The 23,937-nt window shown below is 65.3% G+C and carries 24 protein-coding genes; 14 read left to right on the top strand and 10 right to left on the bottom strand.

Annotation, left to right across the window (positions count from 1 at the left end; all coding sequences use genetic code 11):
* Window positions 1-188 precede the first annotated feature (188 nt).
* The 3 genes from ACQP1G_RS33950 to ACQP1G_RS33940 form a co-directional block, all read right to left on the bottom strand.
* Window positions 189-1,586 (bottom strand): nucleobase:cation symporter-2 family protein, encoded by a 1,398-nt coding sequence (locus ACQP1G_RS33950; RefSeq protein WP_433193765.1) that lies wholly within the window; start codon window positions 1,584-1,586, stop codon window positions 189-191.
* 469 nt (window positions 1,587-2,055) lie between these two features.
* The gene (locus tag ACQP1G_RS33945) at window positions 2,056-2,778 is read right to left on the bottom strand and encodes an alpha/beta fold hydrolase (RefSeq protein ID WP_433193764.1); all 723 of its coding nucleotides are present in this window, start codon (window positions 2,776-2,778) and stop codon (window positions 2,056-2,058) included.
* 113 nt (window positions 2,779-2,891) lie between these two features.
* Window positions 2,892-3,905 carry a GlxA family transcriptional regulator gene (locus ACQP1G_RS33940; protein ID WP_433193763.1) on the bottom strand — a complete coding sequence of 338 codons (1,014 nt, stop codon included), beginning with the start codon at window positions 3,903-3,905 and terminating at the stop codon, window positions 2,892-2,894.
* A gap of 78 nt (window positions 3,906-3,983) precedes the next feature.
* On the opposite strand from ACQP1G_RS33940, the gene ACQP1G_RS33935 reads away from it, so the two are divergent.
* The 3 genes from ACQP1G_RS33935 to ACQP1G_RS33925 all read left to right on the top strand — a co-directional run bounded on the left by ACQP1G_RS33935 (window position 3,984) and on the right by ACQP1G_RS33925 (window position 6,434).
* Window positions 3,984-4,616, top strand: a complete 633-nt coding sequence (locus ACQP1G_RS33935) for a TetR/AcrR family transcriptional regulator (protein WP_433193762.1) — start codon at window positions 3,984-3,986, stop codon at window positions 4,614-4,616.
* Between the two features lie 134 nt (window positions 4,617-4,750).
* Window positions 4,751-5,713, top strand: a complete 963-nt coding sequence (locus tag ACQP1G_RS33930; protein WP_433193761.1) for an alpha/beta hydrolase — start codon at window positions 4,751-4,753, stop codon at window positions 5,711-5,713.
* 490 nt (window positions 5,714-6,203) lie between these two features.
* Complete coding sequence (locus ACQP1G_RS33925; RefSeq protein WP_433193760.1) at window positions 6,204-6,434, top strand: hypothetical protein; 231 nt, start codon at window positions 6,204-6,206, stop codon at window positions 6,432-6,434.
* A 332-nt stretch (window positions 6,435-6,766) separates the two neighbouring features.
* Here the strand turns inward: ACQP1G_RS33925 and ACQP1G_RS33920 are convergent, their stop codons facing one another.
* The 3 genes from ACQP1G_RS33920 to ACQP1G_RS33910 are packed head-to-tail and all read right to left on the bottom strand — an operon-like array spanning window position 6,767 to window position 8,917.
* Window positions 6,767-7,444, bottom strand: coding sequence for a GntR family transcriptional regulator (locus tag ACQP1G_RS33920; protein WP_433193759.1), 678 nt, complete (start codon window positions 7,442-7,444; stop codon window positions 6,767-6,769).
* On the bottom strand, window positions 7,431-8,162 hold the full coding sequence (locus tag ACQP1G_RS33915) for a maleate cis-trans isomerase family protein (RefSeq protein ID WP_433193758.1): 732 nt from the start codon (window positions 8,160-8,162) through the stop codon (window positions 7,431-7,433). The genes ACQP1G_RS33920 and ACQP1G_RS33915 overlap by 14 nt, the downstream gene beginning before the upstream one ends.
* Window positions 8,163-8,176: 14 nt before the next feature.
* The gene (locus ACQP1G_RS33910) at window positions 8,177-8,917 is read right to left on the bottom strand and encodes a maleate cis-trans isomerase family protein (RefSeq protein ID WP_433193757.1); all 741 of its coding nucleotides are present in this window, start codon (window positions 8,915-8,917) and stop codon (window positions 8,177-8,179) included.
* An 85-nt stretch (window positions 8,918-9,002) separates the two neighbouring features.
* On the opposite strand from ACQP1G_RS33910, the gene ACQP1G_RS33905 reads away from it, so the two are divergent.
* Window positions 9,003-9,968, top strand: coding sequence for a D-2-hydroxyacid dehydrogenase (locus tag ACQP1G_RS33905; RefSeq protein WP_433193756.1), 966 nt, complete (start codon window positions 9,003-9,005; stop codon window positions 9,966-9,968).
* 12 nt (window positions 9,969-9,980) lie between these two features.
* Window positions 9,981-11,375 (top strand): amidase, encoded by a 1,395-nt coding sequence (locus tag ACQP1G_RS33900; protein ID WP_433193755.1) that lies wholly within the window; start codon window positions 9,981-9,983, stop codon window positions 11,373-11,375.
* A gap of 108 nt (window positions 11,376-11,483) precedes the next feature.
* Here the strand turns inward: ACQP1G_RS33900 and ACQP1G_RS33895 are convergent, their stop codons facing one another.
* Window positions 11,484-11,978, bottom strand: coding sequence for a DUF3830 family protein (locus ACQP1G_RS33895; protein WP_433193754.1), 495 nt, complete (start codon window positions 11,976-11,978; stop codon window positions 11,484-11,486).
* A gap of 16 nt (window positions 11,979-11,994) precedes the next feature.
* Entirely contained in the window at window positions 11,995-13,242 is a 1,248-nt protein-coding gene (locus tag ACQP1G_RS33890) for an aspartate aminotransferase family protein (protein WP_433193753.1), read from the bottom strand.
* Window positions 13,243-13,371: 129 nt separating this feature from the next.
* Here ACQP1G_RS33890 and ACQP1G_RS33885 point away from each other — a divergent pair, with 129 nt between their 5' ends.
* The 7 genes from ACQP1G_RS33885 to ACQP1G_RS33855 all read left to right on the top strand — a co-directional run bounded on the left by ACQP1G_RS33885 (window position 13,372) and on the right by ACQP1G_RS33855 (window position 19,952).
* Window positions 13,372-14,844 (top strand): NAD-dependent succinate-semialdehyde dehydrogenase, encoded by a 1,473-nt coding sequence (locus tag ACQP1G_RS33885; RefSeq protein WP_433193752.1) that lies wholly within the window; start codon window positions 13,372-13,374, stop codon window positions 14,842-14,844.
* Window positions 14,841-16,016 carry a tartrate dehydrogenase gene (locus ACQP1G_RS33880; protein ID WP_433193751.1) on the top strand — a complete coding sequence of 392 codons (1,176 nt, stop codon included), beginning with the start codon at window positions 14,841-14,843 and terminating at the stop codon, window positions 16,014-16,016. The genes ACQP1G_RS33885 and ACQP1G_RS33880 overlap by 4 nt, the downstream gene beginning before the upstream one ends.
* Window positions 16,017-16,134: 118 nt before the next feature.
* Window positions 16,135-17,022: an ectoine/hydroxyectoine ABC transporter substrate-binding protein EhuB gene (gene ehuB, locus ACQP1G_RS33875; RefSeq protein ID WP_433193750.1), complete on the top strand. Its 888-nt coding sequence runs from the start codon at window positions 16,135-16,137 to the stop codon at window positions 17,020-17,022.
* Between the two features lie 4 nt (window positions 17,023-17,026).
* A complete protein-coding gene (locus ACQP1G_RS33870; RefSeq protein WP_433193749.1) occupies window positions 17,027-17,752 on the top strand; it encodes an amino acid ABC transporter permease in 726 nt (241 codons plus the stop codon).
* The gene (ehuD, locus tag ACQP1G_RS33865; protein WP_433193748.1) at window positions 17,752-18,420 is read left to right on the top strand and encodes an ectoine/hydroxyectoine ABC transporter permease subunit EhuD; all 669 of its coding nucleotides are present in this window, start codon (window positions 17,752-17,754) and stop codon (window positions 18,418-18,420) included. The genes ACQP1G_RS33870 and ehuD overlap by 1 nt, the downstream gene beginning before the upstream one ends.
* Before the next feature lie 4 nt (window positions 18,421-18,424).
* Window positions 18,425-19,189, top strand: coding sequence for an ectoine/hydroxyectoine ABC transporter ATP-binding protein EhuA (ehuA, locus tag ACQP1G_RS33860; protein ID WP_433209072.1), 765 nt, complete (start codon window positions 18,425-18,427; stop codon window positions 19,187-19,189).
* Between the two features lie 25 nt (window positions 19,190-19,214).
* A complete protein-coding gene (locus ACQP1G_RS33855) occupies window positions 19,215-19,952 on the top strand; it encodes a glutamine amidotransferase (protein WP_433193747.1) in 738 nt (245 codons plus the stop codon).
* A gap of 756 nt (window positions 19,953-20,708) precedes the next feature.
* Here ACQP1G_RS33855 and ACQP1G_RS33850 read toward each other — a convergent pair.
* Window positions 20,709-21,278: a TetR/AcrR family transcriptional regulator gene (locus tag ACQP1G_RS33850; protein ID WP_433193746.1), complete on the bottom strand. Its 570-nt coding sequence runs from the start codon at window positions 21,276-21,278 to the stop codon at window positions 20,709-20,711.
* Window positions 21,279-21,390: 112 nt separating this feature from the next.
* Here ACQP1G_RS33850 and ACQP1G_RS33845 point away from each other — a divergent pair, with 112 nt between their 5' ends.
* Window positions 21,391-22,284 (top strand): NmrA/HSCARG family protein, encoded by an 894-nt coding sequence (locus tag ACQP1G_RS33845; protein WP_433193745.1) that lies wholly within the window; start codon window positions 21,391-21,393, stop codon window positions 22,282-22,284.
* 517 nt (window positions 22,285-22,801) lie between these two features.
* Here ACQP1G_RS33845 and ACQP1G_RS33840 read toward each other — a convergent pair.
* A complete protein-coding gene (locus ACQP1G_RS33840) occupies window positions 22,802-23,290 on the bottom strand; it encodes a TIGR03618 family F420-dependent PPOX class oxidoreductase (RefSeq protein ID WP_433193744.1) in 489 nt (162 codons plus the stop codon).
* A gap of 85 nt (window positions 23,291-23,375) precedes the next feature.
* On the opposite strand from ACQP1G_RS33840, the gene ACQP1G_RS33835 reads away from it, so the two are divergent.
* Window positions 23,376-23,819: a winged helix-turn-helix transcriptional regulator gene (locus tag ACQP1G_RS33835; RefSeq protein ID WP_433193743.1), complete on the top strand. Its 444-nt coding sequence runs from the start codon at window positions 23,376-23,378 to the stop codon at window positions 23,817-23,819.
* Window positions 23,820-23,937 lie beyond the last annotated feature (118 nt).

Here is a 23,937-nt window from a genome sequence, read left to right as displayed (position 1 = left end):
TCGACGTATTCGGCCTTCAGCATGCGCAACAGCAGTGGACTTGGCGAACCGCAGCTCGTCGGCGCGTGCGCTCGCCAGGTTCGCGCGGACCAGACAGGGCGTGCCGCTGATGCGTGCCGACGGTCTTGCACACCGCATGGGGGTTCTGGAGTCGAGCCCTAACTCCGATGCGGTCGAGCGCCCGCCGCTTATGGCTTGGCGTCGTTGTTGAGCCGGTCGCGCTCGTCGACGGCTGCGGCGAGGACGGAGGAACCTGGTCGTTTGCCGAATTTCCATTCGTTGAAGGCCAGGTTGAGGAGGACGGCGGCGACTGCGGCGGCGCTGATTCCGGAGTTCAGGACCACTGCGATTTTTTCGGGGAGGGCATCCCAGAATTCCGGTGCCGCAACGGGTATGAGGCCGAAGCCGATGCCGACCGCGACGATGATCATGTTGAGGTTGTCCTGGTAGTCCACCCTGGACAGGGTGCGAATCCCGCTCGCCGCAACCGATCCGAAGAGCACGAGTCCGGCGCCGCCGAGTACCGGGTACGGAATTCCGGCGACGATCGCGCCGACCACCGGGAGCAGGCCGAGCAGCACGAGAATCAGGCCGCCGGTTGCCACTACGAACCGGCTTTTGATTCCGGTCAGTGCGACCAGGCCGACGTTTTGTGCGAACGCGCTGCAGGTGAAGGATCCGAAGACCGGCGCGACCGTCGTCGACAGCATGTCGGCTCGCAACCCGTCCGCCACGCGCCTGGCATCGACGTCGGTCCCGACGATTTCACCGATTGTGAGGATGTCGGCCGTGGTTTCGATCAGGGTCACCAGGATCACGATTGTCATCGCGACGATGGCACCGACTTCGAAGGTCGGGGACCCGAAGTGCAGCAATTGTGGCGGCGCGACCAGGCGGGCGTCGCCCACGTCGGAGAAATCGGCCTTGCCTGCGCACGCCGCGATGACGGTACCGAGCACCAGCCCGATAAGAATCGACAGTCGCGACAGCGCGCCCTGGAACAGGCGACTGATCACCAGGATGATCAGCAGCGTCAGGCCGGCGAATCCGATGTTGGCCAGGGAACCGTAGTCGGGTGCGGCGGAGTTGTTGCCCATTGTCCAGTTGAAGGCGACCGGCATCAGTGAAAGGCCGATTACGGTGATGATCGTGCCCGTAACCACCGCGGGGAACAATCGCACCAGTTGCGCGAAGAACGATGACAGCACCAGGCCGATTGCCCCGGCGACGATGATGGAGCCGAATACCGGACGTAACCCGCCGGTGGTGGCAATCGCCACCATGGTCGATACGCCTGCGAAAGAAACCCCCTGCACGATGGGCAATCGGCTGCCGAACGGTCCGATTCCGAGGGTTTGCAGCAGCGTGGCGAGGCCCGAGACAAACAGCGCCGCCGTCACCAGTAATCCGATGTCGGCGGCGGATAGACCCGCCGCGCCGCCGACGATGAGCGGTGGCGCGATCACACCCCCGTACATCGTCAGAATGTGCTGGGCTCCGTAGGCGGCCAACTGTCCCGGTGAGTGTCTTGCATCCTCCGGTCGTCCACTGTCCGCCCGGCCGCGACGCCAAGTCAGCATCCCCATACCTCATCCTCTCCGACCGCGGAAATGATGTTCCGCTACACGGAAATGTGACAGGCATCACTCGAGCGTGGCTACGGTAGGTATGTCCAGTCTTCGGTCCCTCGTCGCTACACCGCATTGTTGGTTCGGCTAGTTGCCTCTGTCTCTGCCTCGCCCCACGCTTATTGCGAGTCGATGTGATGCAACCCTGTGACGCCCATCCACCCCGCTGTTCTGCAGGTCGAGACCTACACTCCTGCGTGACCTGCCGCACTGACGAATGTGCCGCGCTGACGAATATGTCGAAAGGCGAATATGCCGAAAGGCGAAGGCGGCGTCCGGTTTTGGTCCAATACTGAATGTGCACTCGGGCGAGTCGCCGCGGTGGCAGTGTGATAGTCGGGCTTCGGCGGCGCAAGTCTCGGAATGCATTGAACGACAACCGATCAGGGAGCCATGTGCCGACGTCGCTGTTGAGCTGGCAGATGGGTCAGGAGAGTTCGGCCAGAGCCGCGGTGATCATGGCGGTGACCTCGTCGGGATGTGTCTGCATGACCAGGTGGGGGGCGTCGAGTTCGACAACCTTGCGCAGATTGGCGCGACGGTAGCCGAAGCGTTCCACGTCCGGATTGATGGTGTGGTCGGCGGTGGAGACGATTCCCCAGCCGGGCTTGGTCTGCCAAGCCGCCGCCGACGCCGGCTCGGTGAAGGCGAAAGCCGATAGCGGGCGTTGGGATACGGCGAATACCTGGGCTCGAACAGGATCCACACCGGCGGCGAAAACAGCAGGGAACGCGTCGATCTCGACCGATACATCGGTACCGGGCTCGCCGCCCTCGACCGGATACGGGGCATACACCAGGTGGGCCGCGAGATCGGAGTCCGGGAAGCCGCCCTGCAGTTGGCCGAGACTCTCGCCTTCCGCGAGCGCGTATCCGGAGATATAGACCAAGCCGACCACATTGTCGGCCACCCCGGCGACGGTGATGACCGCGCCGCCGTAGGAGTGGCCGGCCAACAACACCGGGCCGTCGATCCGTTCCACGACCGCGCGGATGGCAGCGGCGTCGGCGGAAAGGCTCCGGTTGTAGACCGGCGGAACCAGCACCGGAACATCCTGTGCGAGTAGACGTTCGGTCACCGGGGACCAGCTGGCGGCATCGGCGAACGCGCCGTGGACCAGGACGACAGTTGGCTTGGCAGCGGTGGACATAGGCTTCCCCTTTTCAATTGGGCGCAGTGGACAACGGATGAGTCCGTGCAGCACTGAGTTTCGGCCGTTCGATGCGCGGCGCGCCCCTCGCTGCGGGCCGCGAATCCCGCGGATCAGGACACCGCCACAACGGCATCGTGCTCGAATGCGGCCGACCCGGTGGAGCGGAATCGCTGCTGATACTTCTGTGGCGAGACGCCGAGGCGCGCGATGAATGCCCGGCGCAGGGCCTCGCTGTTACCGAATCCGGCGGACATGGCGGCCTCGGTCACCGAGTGCCCGGCGTGCAGCAGATCGCGTGCGACACAGAAGCGGATGAACCCGACGTACTCCGCCGGTGAGCGTTCCAGCTCGGTGCGGAACAGCCTGGTCAGGTGGCGTGGGCTGACCTGGGCGTGGGCGGCCAGCGTTTGCACGGTGTGCGGGAAGGCCGGATCCGCACAGATCAGATCCACTACTCGCCGTACCAGTGCGCTGCGTGGGACGGGCCCGGTCAGCGACGCCGAGAACTGTGATTGGCCGCCCGCGCGCTGCATGTAGACGACCAGTGACTGTGCCACCCGCCGCGCGGTATCCGAGCCGTGGTCCTGTTCCACCAGAGCGAGCGCGAGATCGACCCCGGCCACGACACCGGCCGAGCTGTACAGGTTCCCGTCGCGCACGAAGATCGCGTCCGGCTGCACGTCGACCTGCGGATAGTTGCGCGCCAAGTCGTGTACGAATTTCCAGTGGGTGGTGGCCCGCCTGCCGTTGAGCAGTCCCAGCTCGGCCAGCACGAACGCACCGCTGCAGATCGAGGTGAGCCGGCGGGTGTTGGCCGAGAGGATGCGGGCGGCGGCCAGCACCTCGTCGGTGACGAATCGTGCGGGCGGCAATTCACTGCCGGGGACCATGACCGTATCGAATCGCCCGGCGTCGCCAGCCGCGCCGCTCACCTCGAGAGGTCCGCCGATCGAGGTCTGCACGCTGGCGCCGTCGGGCGAGACCAGCACCACCTCATAGCCCGGTACCGACTGGTTCGCTTCCACGAAGACCTCTGCCGGACCGACGAAGTCGAGCATCTTGACGCCGTCGAAGACCAGGATGCCGATACGGCGGCGGGACTTTTCCGCGAGTAAGGAGGACACGTCCACCATTATTCTGGAGGGGCCCCTCCAAAACAAGCATTGTGCGCAGTGTCGCATGTTGATTGGTACGGTGAGCCCATGGGACGGCCACGGCAGTTCGACGAATCGAAACTGCTCGACGCCGCGATCGAGCTGTTCTGGTCCAACGGGTTCGACGACACGTCGGTGGAGGACGTCTCACTCGTCGCCGGTGTCGGCAACGGCAGCATCTACGCCGCGTACAGCAGTAAGCGCGGCCTGTTCCTGGCCGCTTTCGAACGCTACTGCGAACGCCGCGCGACCTTCGTGTGCGAGACCGTGCTGGCCGCACCCGGCTCCGCTCGCATGGCGACGCGCACGCTGCTACGCGCCATGGTCGAGGACTGCGTGGCACAGCCGGACCGCCGCGGCTGCCTGATGATCAACAGCATCGCCGCTCTCAGTGGCCGGATTCCGGAGGTCGCCGAGCTCGCGGCACGTACCGGGGCGGCCATGGAGCGCGGCGTCGCCGAGCGACTGAGCAGTTGCGCGCCCGACGGCGCGAGCGCCGAGGTAGCCACGCTCAGCGCCCACATCATCGTCACCGCGCAGGGCCTGATCCTGTGGAGTCGTATGGGCGTTCCCGCTGACCGCCTGCACGAGATCGCCGAGGTATCCGTGGCTACTTTGCCGTCGGCGTGGGCCGACCAGGTCGGCGCCACCGCGGCTGCCCGAAAGGCCTATGCGGGCTAGCCGCCGATTCGCTGGTGTCCTGATTTCAGGGATTTCTGGCCCCACAAGCGGGGTGATCCCGGTACCGCTGCGCGGAAACTGATCGTGTGCACGCCGATGCGCGCATATCGACGCGACGAAAAGGTAGGACAACCATGGTGGGTAATCCGCACGGCATCTCGCTGGAACCGGCGGCGCAGGCGTTCGTGGACGCGACGTCGGAACCGCCGTTCCTCTACCAGCTCTCCCCTGAGGAAGGCCGCAAAACGGTTGACGGCGTTCAGGATTCCCCGATCTTCAAACCCGATGTCGATGAGGAATGGGTTACCGTCGAGGGCGGCCCGACGGGCTCGGTTCGCGCACGTATCGTCAAGCCCCGAGGCGCGACCGGACCGCTGCCGGTGATCGTCTACACCCACGGCGCCGGCTGGGTGTTCGGCGACGCCCACACCCATGACCGGCTCATGCGTGACCTCGCCATCGGAGCGAACGCTGCCGTCGTATTCCCCGAATACGACCGCTCACCCGAGGTCCACTACCCGGTCGCCAACGAACAGTCCTACCGCGTCGCGCAGTGGGTGAGCACCGATGGCGCCGACAAGGGCCTGGACACTTCTCGCATCGCCGTCGCCGGTGACTCCGTGGGCGGAAATATGGCCATCGCACTCACGCTCATGGCCAAGGAACGTGGCGACGTGTCGTTCGTACAGCAGGTCCTGTTCTACCCGGTCACCGACGCCAACTTCGATACCGGTTCGTACCGGGAGTTCGCCACCGGCTACTTCCTGACTAGAGAAGGCATGCAGTGGTTCTGGGACCAGTACACCACCAGCCCCGAGGACCGCGCCCGGATCACCGCGTCCCCACTGCGCGCCACACCCGACCAGCTCACCGGTCTCCCACCCGCCCTGGTCATCACCGCCGAGGCCGACGTCCTGCGCGATGAGGGTGAGGCCTACGCCGCCAAGCTCCGCGCTGCCGGCGTACCGGTCACCCAGGTCCGCTACGGCGCCATCACCCACGACTTCGTCATGCTCAACACCCTGCACGACACCAACGCCGCCAAAGCCGCAGTGGCACAGGCAGCGAGCGTGTTGACCGCCGCCCTGCACGGCTGATCGCGACGGCTCGAAACGAGCGGGCTACTCGGTCGGGCAGCCCGGCCGAGTAGCCCGGCGCTCTTATCAGGAGATGGCCGCGTGGTGGTAGTCCTCGGCCGCGAACGCCTTGCCCAGTTCGATCAGGGATTGGGACCCGGTACAGACCTGGGAGCGGGCCTTGACCATCCTCGAGGCGGACCGGGCGTGAGGCCACGGTCGTCGCGCCGACCGGCGCGAGTCCGTCGAGGAGCATCGGTCTGGAGCCGCCTTGCGGAGTCGAGCCGTTCGAGTTCCGGGTGGTGAAGGCATTGTCCGGTTTGTGATTCGGGCGTATCGCAGGGTGTTGGACCGCGACACATGCGTATGTTCTGACCAGGGTTTTCTTTCAAAATTGGCGGCCGCTGGGCGGTGTGATCCGCGTAGCGTGGCGGTCGGTAACCGCAGCGGTCGAGTACGACGGCTGCACCCCCGATGGCAAGGATGTAACCACCCGAAGGGAGTAGGCATCATGATCAGGAAGACTGTGATCGCGGTATGCGCCCCGGTAGTGGCGTTGTGTATCGGTGCCGGCGTCGCGCAGGCTGCTGACCCCGCGGACGTCGCGGCCAGTATCAAGTCGGAGTGCATGGCGCTCCAAGGCGGCGACTATACGGATTGCGCCCAGACCGTCGCGTCCCGCGAATGCGCTGGCGATCAGGCATGCGTCGACCAATCGATCAGCATGGCTCTTTCTATGTGACCGCACCCGATGTCACGGTCGGCCCCCAGGGATCGGCAACGATTCCGGGGGGCCGAACCACCAGCCGCCGCACCCGGAAGCCGGCTGTGCGGGGGCTCCGGACAGGATGTCGATCTGGCCGGTGAGTAGGCGGCGACCACGGCCATGGTTCCGGTGGAGACCATTGGGGCGAGATCGTTGTTGTCGCGCAACTGTTCTTCGGTCGGTTCGGCTCGTGCACGGCCATCAGTTCGACTGTGTCGCTGCTGTTTTCGCTACAGACTTGATCGTAGGCGAGCCGCAGTGCCTCCGCGATCGTCTACTGGTCGCGGCCCGAGCTCAGCTCATGCGGGCTACGGAGCGAACTCGCCGGTGTATTGACGGCGCAGCCGCTGTACCGCATCGTCCATATGCTCGACCAGCAGCATGCGGGCCCGGCGCACCGGGCCCGACCCGATCGCGTCACGCAACTCGACGTGCTCTTGGGCTTGTTCGCGCAGGTCTGGATACGTTGTCTGTAAGGCGCCCAAGCACATTCGGGTTTCGATGAGCAGGGTGCGGGCGGCTCGGACCAGGCGCGGGCTGCCTGCGCTGTCGACCAGCGCCTCATGGAAGGTTTGGTCGGCGTCGGAAACGCCTGCGGCATTACCGTTTTCGGCGTGGGCGCACATGGCGGTGACGCTGGGTTCGAGGGCGGCGTGGGCGATATCGCGGCGGCCGTCGAGGATGAGGGCGAGGGCGCCGCCTTCGATGGCGGTTCTGGCTCGGTAGATATCGACGACGTCGTCGATGGTGAGTTCGATGACGAAGATCCCGCGGTTGCGGATGCTGTAGAGCAGGCCCTCGGTGAGCAGTCGCTGCATGGCCTCGCGCACCGGACCGCGCGACACTCCGAATCGCGTTGCGAGGTCGGCTTCGCCCAGTTGAGCGCCGGGCGCGAGCGTGCCGCGCATGATCGCCTCGCGGAGCCGGTCGGAGATCATTTCCGCCGTCGACTGCCGGTTCACCGGCTCGAAATCAACGACCGACATGGATATGCCTTTCCGAGAAGAGGGAGCCGAGCGCCGCGGATGCCACCGTGCTGCCGGTCAGCCGCAGGCCCTCCCAGATGGTGACCTGATTGGCCGTCAACACAATCTTGCCCAAGCGCGCCTCGAGTTCCGGCAGCACTGCGAGGGTGTGCATGGCGGTATCCGGAATCAGCAGCGCCTGCGCGTCGGGATGATCGTTGGCGACTGCCAGCTCGCGCACCTGTGCGGCAGTCAAGGTGCCCACTTCCGCGGCGGTATCGATACCGGCGCTGGAGAATGCGACCACCTCGATTCCGGCATCGGCCAGGAACTCCACGAACAGCTGCGCGACCTCATCCGGATAGCTCGCGGCGACCGCGACACGCCGCACGTCGAGCGCATGTGCGGCCGCAACGAAGGCGAGGCTGGTGCTCGATGCCGGTACACCCGCGGCCGAAGCCAGCGCGCGCACCTGATCTCGCACGCCCTGCGGTCCGTATACGAAACTCCCTGAGGTGCAGGCCCAGACAACGGCGTCGGGTCGGTCCGGTGCGAGCAATGAGGCGCCGTGGCGGAGCTTGTCCGGACTGCCCAGATCGAGCAGCTCCGCAATGGCGTGCAGATCGGTGCCGTAGATGTGGGCCACCGGCAGCCGTACGCCGAGGAGCGACGCGGCGAATGGATAGTCGTCCTCGGCCGCGTGGTCGGGGTAGATGAAGCCGACGGTGGGTGCCTGCATGCCTTTTCTTCCAATCAGAAAACGTTGAGTAGCCACTTTCCCGGACCCGTCATCGGCAGCTTCATCCGGCCCAGGCATGCCCACATGGTGAGCTGATTCGCGGTGAGTACGGGTTTGCCGAGGGCCTGTTCGAGCGGCTCGATGACGTCGTAGGTCGGCAGATTGGTACAGCTGACGAAGATGGCCTGGGCGCGCGGGTCGTCCGCGCCGACAATGCGTTCGGCGATGGTGCGGTAGTTGACCTTCCAGATGCCGCCGCCCAATCCCAGGTGGTCCGAACGGATTACGGCGCAGCCGGCCTCGGCGAGGAATTCGTGCAGCTTGTGCGTGAGGATTTCGTCGTAGGGGGTGATCACCGAGACTCGGCTGATGTCCAGATGCCGGATGGCCTCCACGAGCGCACCGGAGGTGGTGACGGCGTCCTGCGCTCCGGCCCGACAAATGGTGTCGCGCAGTGCCTTCTCATAGGCGAGGCCCCTGATGAAACTGCCCGAAGTGCACAGGTAGGCAACGACTTCCGGCTCCACGTGCATGACATCGCGCGTCGCCGCGGTCAGATGTACAGGGTTGGAGACCAGCTCGGCCATCGCCAGTGAGACCGGCACCGGTTCATACGGTGTGCGGGCGAGGTGCAGGCTGACGTCCAAGGGCGCCCAGCGCCAGAGTTCGCGTTCGAGCGCGAGGTCGAACGGTGCGATGATCCCGATACCCCGTTGTGCGACGGGCCCTTCGATATCGGGCAAGCCGAGTTCCAATGCGGCCCCTCTCGCGCTCAGCCGTCAGACCTCCGAGAACGATCGGATTGTTGACAATCATACGATGCGATTTTAGTGTGTCAATGTGGAACAGGGCCCAATTGTCACCGTCCTGCACAGTGACAGTGTGCCCGACGGTGACCTCATGGCCACGGTGGCCGATCGAGCCGAAGTGCGATACACGGAAGCGTCCGGACTCGCCGACGCGCTGCGCGGCGCGGACGCGTTGTTCGTCTACGACTTCCTGACTCGCGCGATCCCCGGTGCCTGGCATGCGGCCGATCGTTTGCGGTGGCTGCATATGGGTTCGACCGGGGTGGATCCGGTGATGTTCCCCGAACTGCGGGAGAGCGAGGTCGTGGTCACCAACACACGTGGCGTATTCGATACGGCCATCGCGGAATACGTCTTGGGCCAGATCCTCGGTTTCGCCAAGGATCTGGCCGGATCGCTGCGCTTGCAGCAGCGGCACGAATGGCGGCACCGTGAATCCGAACGCATTGCGGGAGCCACCGTCCTGGTAGTCGGAACCGGCTCGATCGGCCGCGCCATCGCGCGGTTGTTGCGGGCCGCGGGGATGACCGTGCGGGCGGTGGGCCGCCGCGCGCGTGCTTGCGACCCGGATCTCGGCACCGTCAGCACCGATCTGCTCGCCGAACTTCCCATTGCCGACTACGTCGTCGCGGTCGCACCGCTGACGCCGCAGACCCGGGAAATGTTCGATGCCAGGGCATTTGCCGCAATGAAGCCACATGCCAGGTTTGTCAATGTCGGTCGTGGGGAACTCGTTGTGACCGACGACCTTCTCGCCGCACTCAGCACCGGATCGATATCCGGCGCGGCACTCGATGTGGTGGATCCGGAACCGCTACCGGCGCGGCATCCGCTCTGGGATCTGCCGAATGTGCTTATCACTCCGCACAATTCGGGTGATTTCAGCGGCTGGCGAACCGAGGTCGTTACGGCGTTCACCCGCAATTTCGACAATTGGATCGCCGGCCGGCCTTTGGACAACGTGGTCGATAAAGAGCTGGGGTACGTGCCCGGCTGAAGGAGCCCTGCAATGAGCTACCCGGACATCAACACTCAACCGGCCGCGATGACCGCCGTCGAGTTGGTCTCGGCCTACGCGGCCGGAACCCTGTCGCCGGTCGAGGCGACCGAGGCGATCCTGGAGGCCATCGCGGCGCGTGACGGTGCGGTGAATGCGTACTGCCTTGTCGATCCCGATCGGGCGCTGGTGCAGGCCAAAGATTCGGAGGCGCGCTGGAATTCGGGCTACGCCCGCGGGCTGCTCGACGGTGTGCCGATCTCGATCAAGGACATCTTCCTGACCGAAGGCTGGCCCACCCGGCGCGGCAGCACATCGGTCGACCCGCGCGGGCCCTGGCAGGTGGACAGCCCGGTGGTGGCCCGCCTGCGCGAGGACGGCATGGTGTTCCTCGGGAAGACGACAACGCCCGAAATCGCTTGGAAGGCGGTGACCGACAGCCCACTGACCGGTATCACCCGCAATCCGGCCGATCCGGCGACGACGTCGGGCGGCTCCTCGGGTGGCAGCGCGGCCGCGGTGGCGGCGGGCATGGGCCCGGTATCGGTCGGTACCGACGGCGGCGGCAGTATCCGCATTCCGGCCGCGTTCTGTGGCATCGTCGGCTTCAAGCCGACGCATGGCAGGGTGCCGCTGTATCCGGCGAGCCCGTTCGGTCCGCTGGCGCATGCGGGGCCGATGACCAGGACGGTCGAGGATGCGGCGCTGCTGATGGACATTCTGTCGCTGCCCGATCCGCGCGATCCGACCGCGCTGCCGCCCACGGTGACGACCTTCCGCGGCCAGATGTCGCGCGAGGTGCGCGGACTCACCGTCGCCTACTCGCCGACCCTCGGCTATGCCGAGGTCGATCCGGAGGTCGCCGCGGTCGTGGATGCGGCGGTGCGGCGGTTGGCGGCGGCCGAGCTACGGGTCATCACGACGGATCCGGGCTTCGCGGACCCGCGCGACGCGTTCGAAGTGCTGTGGGCTGCCGGTGCGGCCACCATGCTGGCGAAGTTCCCGGACGGTACGCGCGAACAGATGGACCAGGGTCTACGCGCGGTCTGGGAACGTGGCGAATCCATCAGTGCCGTCGACTATCTCGACGCCCGCGACGTCGCCGCCCGACTCGGCATCGCCATGGGCGCATTCCACACCACCTACGACGTGCTGATCACTCCGACGATGCCGATCACCGCATTCGAGGCGGGCCACGATGTCCCGCCCGGGAGCGGGCTGGCCAGCTGGCCGCAGTGGACCCCGTTCACCTATCCGTTCAATATGACCCAGCAACCCGCGATCAGCATTCCCGCAGGGACCACCGCCGCGGGACTGCCGGTCGGTCTGCAGATCGTCGGGCCGCGCCATTCCGACGATCTGGTACTCGCCATCGCCCGCTACGCCGAGCACGTGCTGGCCTCCTGACCTGCTCGCGTCGGAGCTGTCAGTGGCCGCGGTCGGGCGTCGACCTGCCCGATCGCGGCCTACGCCAGGCGATTCGGACGACTGGATCCGGCCGCCGATGAGCACGGGTCAGGCGCGAGCGAACGCCAACGTTTCGCCCTGAACTCCGTGCAGCCAGAGGGTGTTGCAGGCTGTCGCGAGATCGGTCAGACCATCTTCGATGGTGGCGAAGACATTCCCGGGCACCCAGCCCAGGTCGCCATTGATGAGCAGGTTGTTACGCCCGTAGAACAACGCGAGATCGGTGGCGCCCTGGTCGTGGTGCGCCGCCGTACCCGGCTCATAGCCGTACGCCGGGTTGCCGATCTCCCACGGTTCGAAATCGAACAGGCAGACATCGCCCGGAATGGGGGTGACGGTCGGATTCTCCCGATGTGGCGCCGCCACGATCCGCGGCACCAGTGTGTACACCTCGTTGCGGGCGTACTTGGCGTGGAACGCGTCGCCCTCCTGCGGCAGGGCATCCCACACCGCGGCGCAGGTCCTTGGCGCCTCCGCGTCGAGCAGTCGGGCACGGCAGGTCACGCCCGCCTTGGTCAGCGTGATGGTGATGTAGCGGGTCATCGGTGCTGTCTCCTGGTCATGTGGCGATTTCGGCGAGAACGGTGGACCAGATCGCGAGCGCGTCATCGATCTGGGTATCGGTCACGATCAGCGGCGGGATCATCCGCACCACGTTCATATACGCACCGCAGGTGAGCAGTAGCAGGCCCTTTTCGACCGCGAGCCGCTGCGCCGCCGCGGCCGTGGCGGTATCGGGTTCACCTGTGGCGGTGGTGAATTCGGCGCCGCAGAGGAGTCCGAGGCCGCGCACATCCCCGATCGCCTTGGTGGCGCTGTCGCGCATTCCGGCCAGCAGTTGCGTGCCGCGCACGGCGGCGTTGTCCACCAACCGCTCCGATTCGATCACCTCGAGGGTGGCGATCGCGGCGGCACAGGCCACCGCATTGCCGCCATAGGTTCCGCCCTGGGATCCCGGCCACGCCTTGCTCATCAGTTCGCGTGACGCCGCGATTCCGGATAGCGGGAACCCGCTGGCCAGGCCCTTCGCGATGGTGATGACATCGGGGCGGACGTCGAAGTGCTGATGTCCGAAGAACTTTCCGGTCCGGCCGAAACCGGTCTGGATCTCGTCGAATACGAGCAGGATGCCGTGCCGGTCCGCGCGTTCGCGCAGGCCGCGGAAGAACGTGCTGTTGCCGGGGACGTACCCGCCCTCGCCGAGCATTGGTTCGACCACGAATGCGGCGGTCTCGGCGGGGGAGGTGACGGTGGCGAAGAGGTAGTCCAGTTCGCGCAGCGCGAAGGCGGTGGCCTCGGCCTCGGTCCAGCCGTAGCGGAACGCGGTCGGGAACGGCGCGACGTGCACACCGGACATGAGCGGGCTGAATCCGGCGGAGAAGCGGGTACCCGAGGTCGTCATGGTCGCCGCCGCCACGGTGCGGCCGTGGAATCCGCCGTGGAAGACAACGATATTCGGCCGTCCGGTCGCCTGGCGGGCCAGGCGCAGCGCCGCCTCGATCGCCTCGCTGCCGGAGTTGGCGAAGAACAGCGTATCCAGCCCTTCGGGCAGCACCGTGCCGAGCCGCTCGGTGAGTTCGAGCAGCGGCCGGTGCATGACGGTGGTGTATTGGCCGTGGATCAGGCTGGCGACCTGTGCCTGGGCCGCCGCGACCACATGGGGGTGGCAGTGTCCGGTGCTGGTCACGCCGATACCCGCGGTGAAGTCGAGGTAGCGGCGTCCGTCGGTGCCGTAGAGGTAGCAGCCCGATCCGTGGTCGACGGTTATCGGGGTGGCCTGCTTGAGAACGGGGGATAGCTCGGTCATGGTGATCCGCCTCTCGGGCGTGCATCCGCTGATTATCTATTGTCGGATTGTTGACAATATGCATAACATGGGCGCGGGGGTCGCAGCAATGGCCGGAGGCTGCGTCATGAATGAAAGGGAGCCAGCGCCATGCTCATCGAGACCACCCTGACCACCGCCGAACGCGCCGCGATCGACACTGTGCCGACGGGTTTGTTCATCGGCGGACGGTGGCGCGCCGCGTCCGACACGCTGCCGGTGACCGATCCGGCGACCGGGCAATTGCTCGCTACGGTGGCCGACGCCGATCCGGGCGCCGGGCTGGACGCCCTGGCCGCGGCCGATGCGGCACAGGCGCAGTGGGCGCGGACGCCGCCGAGGCAGCGCAGCGATATCCTCATGCGCGCGCACCGGGCGCTGCTCGCCGATACCGAACGCCTCGCGCTGATCATGACTCTGGAGATGGGTAAGCCGCTGGCCGAGGCTCGCGGCGAGATCGCCTATGCGGCAGAGTTTTTCCGCTGGTTCGCCGAAGAGGCTGTGCGCCTGGACGGCGGGTATATGCCCGCTCCGGCTGGCGGCTCGCGCTTCCTGGTGACCAGACAGCCGGTCGGTCCCAGCCTGCTCATCACGCCGTGGAACTTCCCGCTCGCCATGGGCGCCCGCAAGATCGGTCCGGCACTGGCCGCCGGGTGTACCTGCGTGGTGAAACCCGCTGAGCAGACGCCACTTTCGATGCTTGCACTGGCGGATATCCTGGATCAGGTCGGCGTCCCGGCCGGTGTCGTCAATGTGATCACCACCTCCGATCCGGGTGCGGTCATGACACCGCTGATTCTGGACAGCCGCTCGCGCAAGCTGTCGTTCACCGGTTCCACCGCCGTCGGCAAGCTACTGCTCGAACAGTGCGCGCGGACGGTTATGCGCACGTCGATGGAACTCGGTGGCAACGCGCCGTTCATCGTGTTCGACGACGCGGATCTCGACGCGGCCGTCGAGGGCGCGCTCGCCGCGAAGATGCGCAATATCGGACAGGCATGCACCGCGGCCAACCGAATCTTCGTGCAGCGCAATATCGCTGACGAATTCGCTGCCCGGCTCGCCGACCGGCTGGCGGCGCTGCCGATGGGGCGGGGGACCGAGCCGGGAGTTGTCGTCGGTCCGCTCATCGACGCCGACGCGGTGGCGAAGGTGGTGCGCTTGGTCGCCGATGCCGTCCGTCGCGGCGCCACTGTGCGCACCGGCGGGGTGGCGCTGGACGGACCGGGAAACTTCTATCCCGCGACGGTGTTGACGGGTGTGTCGGATGACGCCGAGATGTGGCGGACCGAGATCTTCGGACCGGTCGCGGCGATGGCCACCTTCGACACCGAGGCCGAGGTGCTCGCGCGGGCCAACAACACGCCGTATGGATTGGTGGGCTATGTCTTCACCGAAAACCTGCGACGCGGACTGCGGGTGTGCGAGGCGCTGGAAACCGGCATGGTCGGGCTGAATCAGGGGGTCGTATCGAATCCGGCCGCGCCGTTCGGCGGCGTGAAGGAGTCCGGGCTGGGCCGGGAGGGTGGACTCACCGGGATCGATGAGTTCCTGGAGACCAAGTACATCGGAGTGCACCTATGAACACAGCATCGCGTAGCGATTCCACCAGGGGTGGCGGTTGGGCGACGGTTGGGCACACAGCATCGCGCGGCGATTCCACCAGGGGTGGCGGCGGGCCTTATCGCATCGCGACCATTCCCGGTGACGGCATCGGCGTCGATGTCACCGCCGAGGCCGTCACGGTGCTCGACGCGGTGCTGCCCGGTATCGAATGGACCGAATTCGACTGGTCCTGTGAGAATTACCTGCGCACCGGAGCGATGATGCCTGCCAACGCGCCTGATCAACTGGCCGGGTTCGACGCGATCCTGCTCGGTGCGGTCGGCTTTCCCGGTGTCCCCGACCATATTTCGCTGTGGGGGTTGCTCATTCCGCTGCGCCGGGCCTTCGGCCAGTACGTCAATCTGCGTCCGGTGCGGCTGCTGCCGGGTACCGAATCCGCGTTGCGTGACCGCAGCGCCGAGGATCTGGACATCTTGATCGTGCGCGAGAACTCGGAGGGTGAATACTCCGCGATCGGTGGCATGCATCATCCGGGCCGTCCGGACGAATTCGTGCGGCAGGAATCAATTTTCACCCGGGTCGGCTGCGAACGGATCATCCGCTACGCCTTCGAGCGGGCGGTCGAACGCGAGGGCCGATTGTGCTCGGCCACCAAATCGAATGGCTTACTGCACTCGATGCCATACTGGGACAGCATATTTGAGCGAACCGCCACCGAGTACCCGCAGGTGGCGACCCGGCAGATTCACGTCGACGCATTGGCCGCCGAAATTGTGCTGCATCCGGATCGGCTCGATGTGATCGTCGCGTCGAATCTGTTCGGCGATATCCTGTCCGACCTCGCCGCCGCGGTGACCGGTGGGCTCGGCCTTGCGCCGTCGGGCAATATCAATCCCGAGCGGACGGCGCCATCGATGTTCGAGGCGGTGCACGGCAGTGCGCCCGATATCGCCGGGCAGGGCATCGCGAATCCGGTCGCGCAGATCCTTGCCGGGGCAATGCTGCTGGAGCATCTGGGCGAGCATACTGCCGCCGCGGCGGTGGATCGCGCGGTCTGCGATGTCTTGCGCGCAGGTCGAATTCGCACACCGGATCTCGGGGGCATCGCGACGACCAGTGAGCTCGGCGGCGTCATCGCGCGCCGTGCGGCCGAATTGGTCGGGACCGGTTCGGTGCTTGCGAAACCATAAATCCCGTCCCACCGCACTTCATCGGATTCGTCATGCGACCGCAAAGAAGTCGACCGGGCGATCGCAACGTTCATTCGCAACCATGAGGCGACTCGCGTGTCTGTGGAAGGACGGGGTCATGAAGATCGAATTCGGGGGTGCGCGCGGTCGGTTGCGTCGCGCCATGGCCGCCGCGGTGGCCGCGGCCAGCCTGGTGGTAGTAGCGGGCTGTGGGTTGGGTGGCGACGATGCGGCGGCGGTGACCTACGAGGACGCGAAATCGTCCGGCAAGATCAAGGTCGGCTTCGCCAATGAAGCGCCGTGGGCCTTCCTCGGTGCGGACGGTCAGCTGACCGGATATGCGCCGGCCGTCGCCCGCGTGGTGCTGCAGAAACTCGGCATCAATGAAATGGAGGGCGTGGTCACCGATTTCGACGGACTCATCGACGGCGTCCGGGCGAAGAACTACGCATTCGTCGCGGCCGGGATGTTCATCAACCCGAAGCGGTGCCAGAGTTCGGCGTTCGCCACGCCCGACTACCAGGTGGGTTCGGCCTTCCTGGTGCCGCAAGGCAACCCGCGCAATATCACTCGCTTCGAGGACATCACGCGGGAGAACGTCCGGATCGCCACCCTTGGTGGTGCGGTCGAGAACGGCTACGCCCAAACCTCGGGTGTGCCATCCCAACTCGTCGAGCCGATGGCCAAACAGGACGACATCCTGCGTGCGGTGCGCAACAAGGACGTCTACGGCGCGGCGGTGCTCGACGTCACCGCCTCTTGGCTGGTGAAGAACAATCCGGACGCCAAATTGGAGGTCGGCCCGTCCTTCCGATTCGGCAGCCGTCCGGACGTCGGCACCTTCAACTTCCGCATCGGCGACGATAAGTTCCGCGAGGACTTCAACCGCGAGCTGCGCGCACTGCACGACAGCGGCGAATGGCTGAAGCTGGTGGAGCCGTTCGGCCTGACCAAGGCGAACGAGGCCGACCCGGCGGCGACGGCCGAGCAGTACTGCGCGGCTTGACCTCGTGTCGTCACATTTCTCGACCTACCTCGAGCGGGTAGTCCAGGGTCTTCCTTTCACGCTGTGGGCGGCGGTCGGCGGCATCGCGCTGACCGTCGTGCTGTCCTTCGCCGCCGGGATCGCGATGCTGTCGCCCGCGCTACCGGTGCGGTTCGTCACGCGCATCTATGTCGAGGGGTTCCGGGGCAGCTCGGAAGTGGTGCAGCTGTTCTTCTTCGCGGTGGCGATACCGATCTTCTTCGGGGTATCGCTGGGGGCGACGGCGAAGGGGCTGCTGGTCATCGGCATCATCGTGCTCGGTCTCAATCACGGTGCCTACGGTGCCGAAATCGTCAGGGGCGCTATTCGATCCGTACCCGAATCGCAGGTCGAGGCCGCGATCGCGCTGAATCTGTCACCGGCACAACGCATGTGGCGGGTGATCCTGCCGCAGGCCGTGGTGGAGATGTTGCCGTCGTTCAACAATCTGTTCATCCAGCTGGTGAAAGCGACTGCGCTGCTGAGCTTCATCGCGGTGCCGGAGGTGTTCAAGAAGGCCGATGAACTGCGTGCGGTGCCCGCGTTCTCCCGCGAACTCGGTCTCATCTACGCGATCCAGCTGGTGGTGTACCTGCTCATCGCGGTGGTCGTCACGCTGATCATGCGGGTGCTGGAGCGACTGGCGGCACGGCGGGTCGGGCGGGGGCCGACGCGGTCGAGCACCGGACTTTCGGCGCGGGTGGGCGTCTGATGGAGAAATGGCGGTGGGACCGCTTTTTCGATGCCTTTCCCTTCATCTGGGACGGGCTGCTCGTCACCATCGAGTACACCCTGCTCGGATCCCTGCTCGCGTATGTGCTGGGTCTGGTCTTCGCCGTGATCCGACGGCTGCGGATTCCGGTGGTCGATCAGCTGTTGTGGGCGTTCATCGAATTCATCCGCAGCACACCACTATTGGTGCAGATCTTCGTGCTCTATTGGGTGGTGCGGCCGGATCTGCTCGGTGGACTGTCCATCGATTCCCAACGTCTGGTCGTCGGTGTGACCGCGCTCGGCGTGCACTATGCCTGCTACACGTCGGAGGTGTTCCGAGCCGGCATCGAGGCGGTGCCCGCGGCGCAATGGGAAGCGGCCACGGCCTTGAATCTGCCGCGAACGCGCACCTGGATCGATGTGATCCTCCCGCAGGCGGTGCCCCGGGTACTGCCCGCGCTCGGCAACTACACGATCGCCATGTTCAAAGAGGTGCCGCTGCTGTCCTCGATCGTCATTCTCGACATGGTCTATCAGGTCAAAACCGAGTACGCCGCCGATACCGGTGGCGCCGGGCCGGAGGCCTGGTTCGCGGCCGGTCTGACCTTCCTCGCACTGAGCTATCCGTGCTCGATCCTGGTACGAAAGTTGGAACGACGTGTCTGAACCGATGATCCGGTTCACCGGTGTGGAAAAGCGCTATGGTGCGACCGTGTGCCTGGACAAACTCGATTTCTCCATTGCGCCAGGCGAATTCGTCACCTTGATCGGGCCGTCCGGCTCCGGGAAAACCACCATTCTGCGCCTGCTGATGGCGCTCGAACGGATAGACGCCGGCACCATCGAGGTCGGCGGAGAGTTCCTGAGCCACCAGCAGCGCGGCGGCAAACCGGTGCCCGCCGGTGCGGCGCACCTACGCCGGATGCGCCGCAAGATCGGCATGGTATTCCAGCAGTTCAATCTCTTCCCGAATATGACGGTATTGCGCAATGTCACCGAGGGGCCGATCCGCGGTCTCGGACAGTCGAAGGACGCTGCCGAGGAGCGGGCGCGGAAATTGCTCGAACTGGTCGGACTCACCGACAAAATCGATGCCCGCCCCGCCCACCTGTCGGGCGGCCAGCAGCAGCGAGTGGCCATCGCCAGGGCGCTGGCCATGGAACCGGAGGTGCTTCTGCTCGATGAGGTGACCTCGGCGCTCGACCCGGAGCTGGTCACCGGCGTACTACACCTGTTGGCCGATATCGCGGGCGATACCGAGATCACTTTCCTCTGTGTAACCCACGAAATGCGGTTCGCGCGTAGGGTTTCCGATCGCGTCATGATGTTCGACGCCGGTCGGGTGCTCGAGGACGGTGACCCGGAAAAGATCTTCACCGATCCCGAGCACGATCGAACTCGTGAATTCTTACAGGCGGTGTTGGATGAAAACTGACATCCGATCTTCCACAATCTGATGCATGACCAAGCCGTGTCTGATCCTGCAATTGCGACCCGAGCGACCCGCCGCGGACGATGAATACCGCGCCATCCTGCGCACCGCTGACCTCGACGTGGGTGATACGGTCCGAGTGCTGATGGATCGGGAATTCCCCGATATCGAACTGGACGATTTCTCGGCGGTCATCGTCGGCGGCGGGCCGAGCAATGTCAGTAGCCCCGAGGCCGAGAAATACGACTATCAGAAGAAATTCGAGCCCAAGCTGAAGAAGCTGATGACCGAGATCATCGGCCGGGATTTCCCCTATCTCGGCGCCTGTTACGGATTGGGCATCCTGGCGGATGTGCTCGGCGGCTCGGTGAGCGAGCAGCAGTACGGTGAGCCGGTCGGCGCGCAAACCATCGATCTGACCGAGCACGGCCGCAACGACCCGCTGCTACCGGGGATCGCACAGTCGTTCCGGGCGTTCGTCGGACATAAGGAAGCCTGTCAGGACGTGCCACCTGGTGCGGTGCTGCTGGCCGGATCGGCCGATTGCCCGGTGCAGATGATCCGCGTCGGGCAGCATGTGTACGCCACCCAATTCCATCCCGAGCTGGACAGTGACGGACTCGCGCTCCGCATCGAAATCTACCGGCACGCAGGCTATTTCGAACCGCATCAGGCCGAGTCCCTGATCGAGCTCGGTCATCGAGAATCGGTCACCGTTCCGAGTGAGATCCTGCGCCGATTCATCGCGCGGTACTGCCGCGGATAGGGCTCACCAGTTCCGCAGTCTCCGCAGTTCACCGGCACGTCCGCCGATCCCGGGCCTCCCGCACATGGCCGGGGGTGGCGTGCGATCCGGTGCAGATAGGTCGATTCGTCCGTATCCAGGCGCAGCGCCGCGCCGATGGCGTGTAAGACCTCGTACGAGACGCTGTCGCCGTTGCCCTGTTCCAGACATGTGTAGTGCGCGATGCTGACACCGGCCAGATGTGCGCGCTACGTACTCCACGTCGTCTGAACAGCGCAAAGAACACCTCAGAATTCCTCACTCAGTTCCACCACCGACTCGGTCAGCCGATCAAGGCTGCGCGCAGGCGGCATTGCAAGTGTCGGAGAGGCTGGCCGGTCGCGCGGTAGGCGGCAGAAGAGGATGTTTCCACCAAATTGCTGAGTCGAAGGCGATGTCCGTCACGGTGAGATCGATCTTTTTGCTGTGAGTCGGCGGGAGTTCCTGGTGCGCAAGCGCTACGACGATGACCGGATCGCCGCACTGGTCTACCTGGTCTCCATGATCAACGCCGCAACCGGCTGCTGGTGATCACCAAGACCACAGGCGGCTATACCAGCTCGGCACATTCGACAACGTGGCGAACTGATCGGCACACCAGTCCCTGCCCTGCCCAGGATCGTTCTATCCCGGGCCGGGCCGCGCCGTATGTGCCATTCCGAACAGCGCGATCAGCGGCATCGGCGAACGTTCGGCCGGTCCGTTCGAGCTGCGCGCAGGTCTGTGGCGTGCACAGTGTCACGCTTGGACGCGAAGGCCGTCGAAGAGGAAGTCCAGCAGTGTGTGGGCTTGCTGGGTTCGGTCCGGATCTCCTTCAGTGGCAAGGGCTATCGCGTTGACGAGTTTCAGTAACTGGGGTGCGGTCAGCCCGGAACGGATCTCGCCCGCGTCCTGAGCGCGCTGCAAAAGGCCGGTTGCCGCGGCGAATATTTCTTTCCGGCACCAAGGTTCGGTCGATGTGCCTATGACTGCGAGCAGCGAAGCCGCGAGGCCGTGGGTGGTGCTGCCCTGTGCGACAACGGTGTCGAGCCACAACCTGAGCGCCTCGGCGGGGGCGTGTGCCGTGGCCAACTCACCGGCTCGGTGGGTCAGTGCCTCTATGTGGTCGTGGTGGACCGCTTCCAGTAGTGCCTGTCTGGTCGGGAAATGGCGGTAGAGCGTGGCATTGCCGACCCCTGCGGCGCGTGCGATGTCGTCCAGCGGCACCTGTGGGCCGTGTTCGGCGAAGGCTTTGGTGGCGGCGGTGATGAGCCGCTCGTAATTGCGCAGCGCGTCGGCGCGGGCCGGTCTGCTCGGGGCTGGTGTCATTACTCTCCGATTGCAAAACGGGGATAGTCCCCGTATCGTAGCCGACGGTTAAACGGGGACAATCCCCACTTATTGTCGATACAGGCGAACAGCGCTACTGAAGGAGGCTGCGATGTCGGACATCGTGTTGGTTACCGGAGCGACGGGCACCCAGGGTGGCGCAACGGCTCGCGCACTGCTGGCGGCGGGTTGGCGGGTGCGTGCCCTCGTGCGTGACCCGGACGCGGCAGGTGCTCGGGTGTTGGCAGGGGCGGGTGCGGAACTGGCGCGTGGCGATATGGGCGATCGAACCACGCTGGATACGGCGGCAGCGGGTGTTCACGGGGTGTTCAGCGTGCAACCGACCGCGGGATACCCTGGCACACCTCCCGGTTTCACCGTCGACGATGAACTGAGGCTGGGCCGCAATGTCGCGGATGCGGCCGCGGCAGCGGGTGTTGCTCACTTCGTTTACGCCTCGGTCGGCGCTGCGGACGCCGATCACGGCATTCGCCGCTGGCAGAGCAAGGCGGAGTTGGAGAGATACTCGACTCGGCTCGGCCTGCCGACCACCGCATTACGCCCGGTGCGCTTCATGGAGAATCAGCTCGACCCACGCTTCGGCTTGCACGAGGGAGTACTCACCGATGTCATCCATCCGGACGTACCCGTGCAGCTGATCGCGGGTACCGACATCGGCGTCTTCGCTGCGCGGGCTTTCACTCACCCGGACGAATACATCGGAGCCGCGGTGGAACTGGCGGGCGACGAGCTGACCATGACCGAGATCGCGGAGGCCATGAGCCGGTCCCTCGGACAATCGATCGAATACCGAGCGATCCCACGAGAAGCGCTGTTGGACAAGGACCCCGACGCCCTCGCCGGCTACCGGTTCGCCAATCAGGGCGGAGGCTGGAATGCCGACATCGTGGCGCTGCGGCGATGCCATCCTGAACTGCTGGATTTCACCACCTGGCTGGAGCGTGAAGGTGCATGGCAGTACTCCGCTGACACCGCCCGACCCTGATGAACATTGCCGAAGACGTGCGCGGGCAACTCGATCGGCGGTACTGCGTAGTACCGGGTCCGCACGCCCCGCCCGAGATATGCACGCTCATCGGCATTTCAGGATGCTCAGACCGACTCGGTGGTAGCGATGTGGTCGAAGACCGATCCGCGGACGGGAGAGGTGACGTTGTCGTCTCCCTCCCCGTGCTCGGGCTTTTGAGGAGTGTGTAACAAACATCTCACCCCCGCCGCCCGAGCCAATTCCTCGCGCCGCAGGCCAGGGACTCGGCGCACTCTCCACCCTGGTCGCTGAGCTCGGTCCGGCCTTGTCACCGAACTCAGCAGCCGCGCCCCACTCCCGGAGTTTTGCGCTGCAGATGCCTGCCGAAGTCGCGTCGCTGGATGTGCGGGGAATCCGGTCAGTCCCGCGAAATCCGTTGTGCCGCGAGCGTGATGACAAGCGGTGCGCTAACGCGCGCCGCCCGGGGTGGGGAACCGAACCGCTACCGCGAGCACCCACATGCACTCTCGCCTGATCAGTGCCCGGCGGCGAGGGTGTCTCCGTACAGCTTGGACACACGAAGCCTGATCACCAGTCGGTTGTCCTCGACCATGTTTGCCAGGAATGTTGCTTCGTCCTCAGGGTTGTCGAATTCGGGGAACATCGAGAGCATTTCGCGGCCGGTGGCGTCTCCGGGAGTAGTGCTGACGGGGGAGATTTCGGCCGCGCCCTCGGCGACCGCGAAAGTGAGCTGGTCAGCGCTGCTCACATAGAGCGCAGCACGCGGATCCCGGGTGAGCTGACGTACTTTGACGCGATCGGCTGTTGAACCGATCGAGATCATGCGCGTGGCCGGATCCCATCTGTAGGCAACCGTCGACAGATGCGGGTGCCCGTCACGCTTGATCGTACCCAGCGCCCCCATCCGATTAGCGCCGAGAAAACGCTCCAACCTCTCTGCGGAGAGTCGTGTCGGCGGCGCTCCGCGGCCCGGCTCGTACGAAGTTTCATGGTTGTCGGTCACGGGCTGTCCTCCGCTGTCATGGTGCACTATTTGTAACTAAGTGCATGATCTGTCACCAACACGTTCAGCGGAAGGAGGCACTTTCATGTCTCAGGGGCACATTGATGTTCCAGCGCAGGTCGAGGCAATCAGAGTTGGCGAAGCTGAGGGCTCATCCATCGACAAGGCGTGTTCGGTGCTGGAAGTGCTCAACCGGATCAGCGGCAAATGGGCTATCGGCGTCTTACTGCTGACCACGCAGCGTCCGATGCGCTTCACGCATCTCGAGCGCGAAATCAAGGGTGTCAGTCGTCGAATGTTGACGCTGACCCTCCGTAACCTCGAGCGCGACGGTCTATTGGTCCGGACGGTCTATCCAACAGTGCCGCCCAGGACCGAATACGAAGCGACACCGATGGCCCGAGAGCTCTATGAGACGCTGCTGGTGTTGACGGGCTGGGCCGATCGTCACCGACACGAGATCGATTCGGCGCGTCGGGTTTACGACGAGCAGTCGACATCCCGGGCAACGTCAACAGGATCACCATGATCAAACGCCGGATGTTGACAGCGTCGAACCCGAACTCCGCCAACGAATCCCACCTGACACCGCGTGTCTGTGCCGCTCTGCCGCAAAGGTGACAGCGAGGGCTGCCGCACCCCTCCGG

The sequence above is a fragment of the Nocardia sp. CA-107356 genome (assembly GCF_050946365.1).
Taxonomy (GTDB): Bacteria; Actinomycetota; Actinomycetes; order Mycobacteriales; family Mycobacteriaceae; genus Nocardia.
This window is presented reverse-complemented; position numbering and strand designations above follow the sequence as displayed.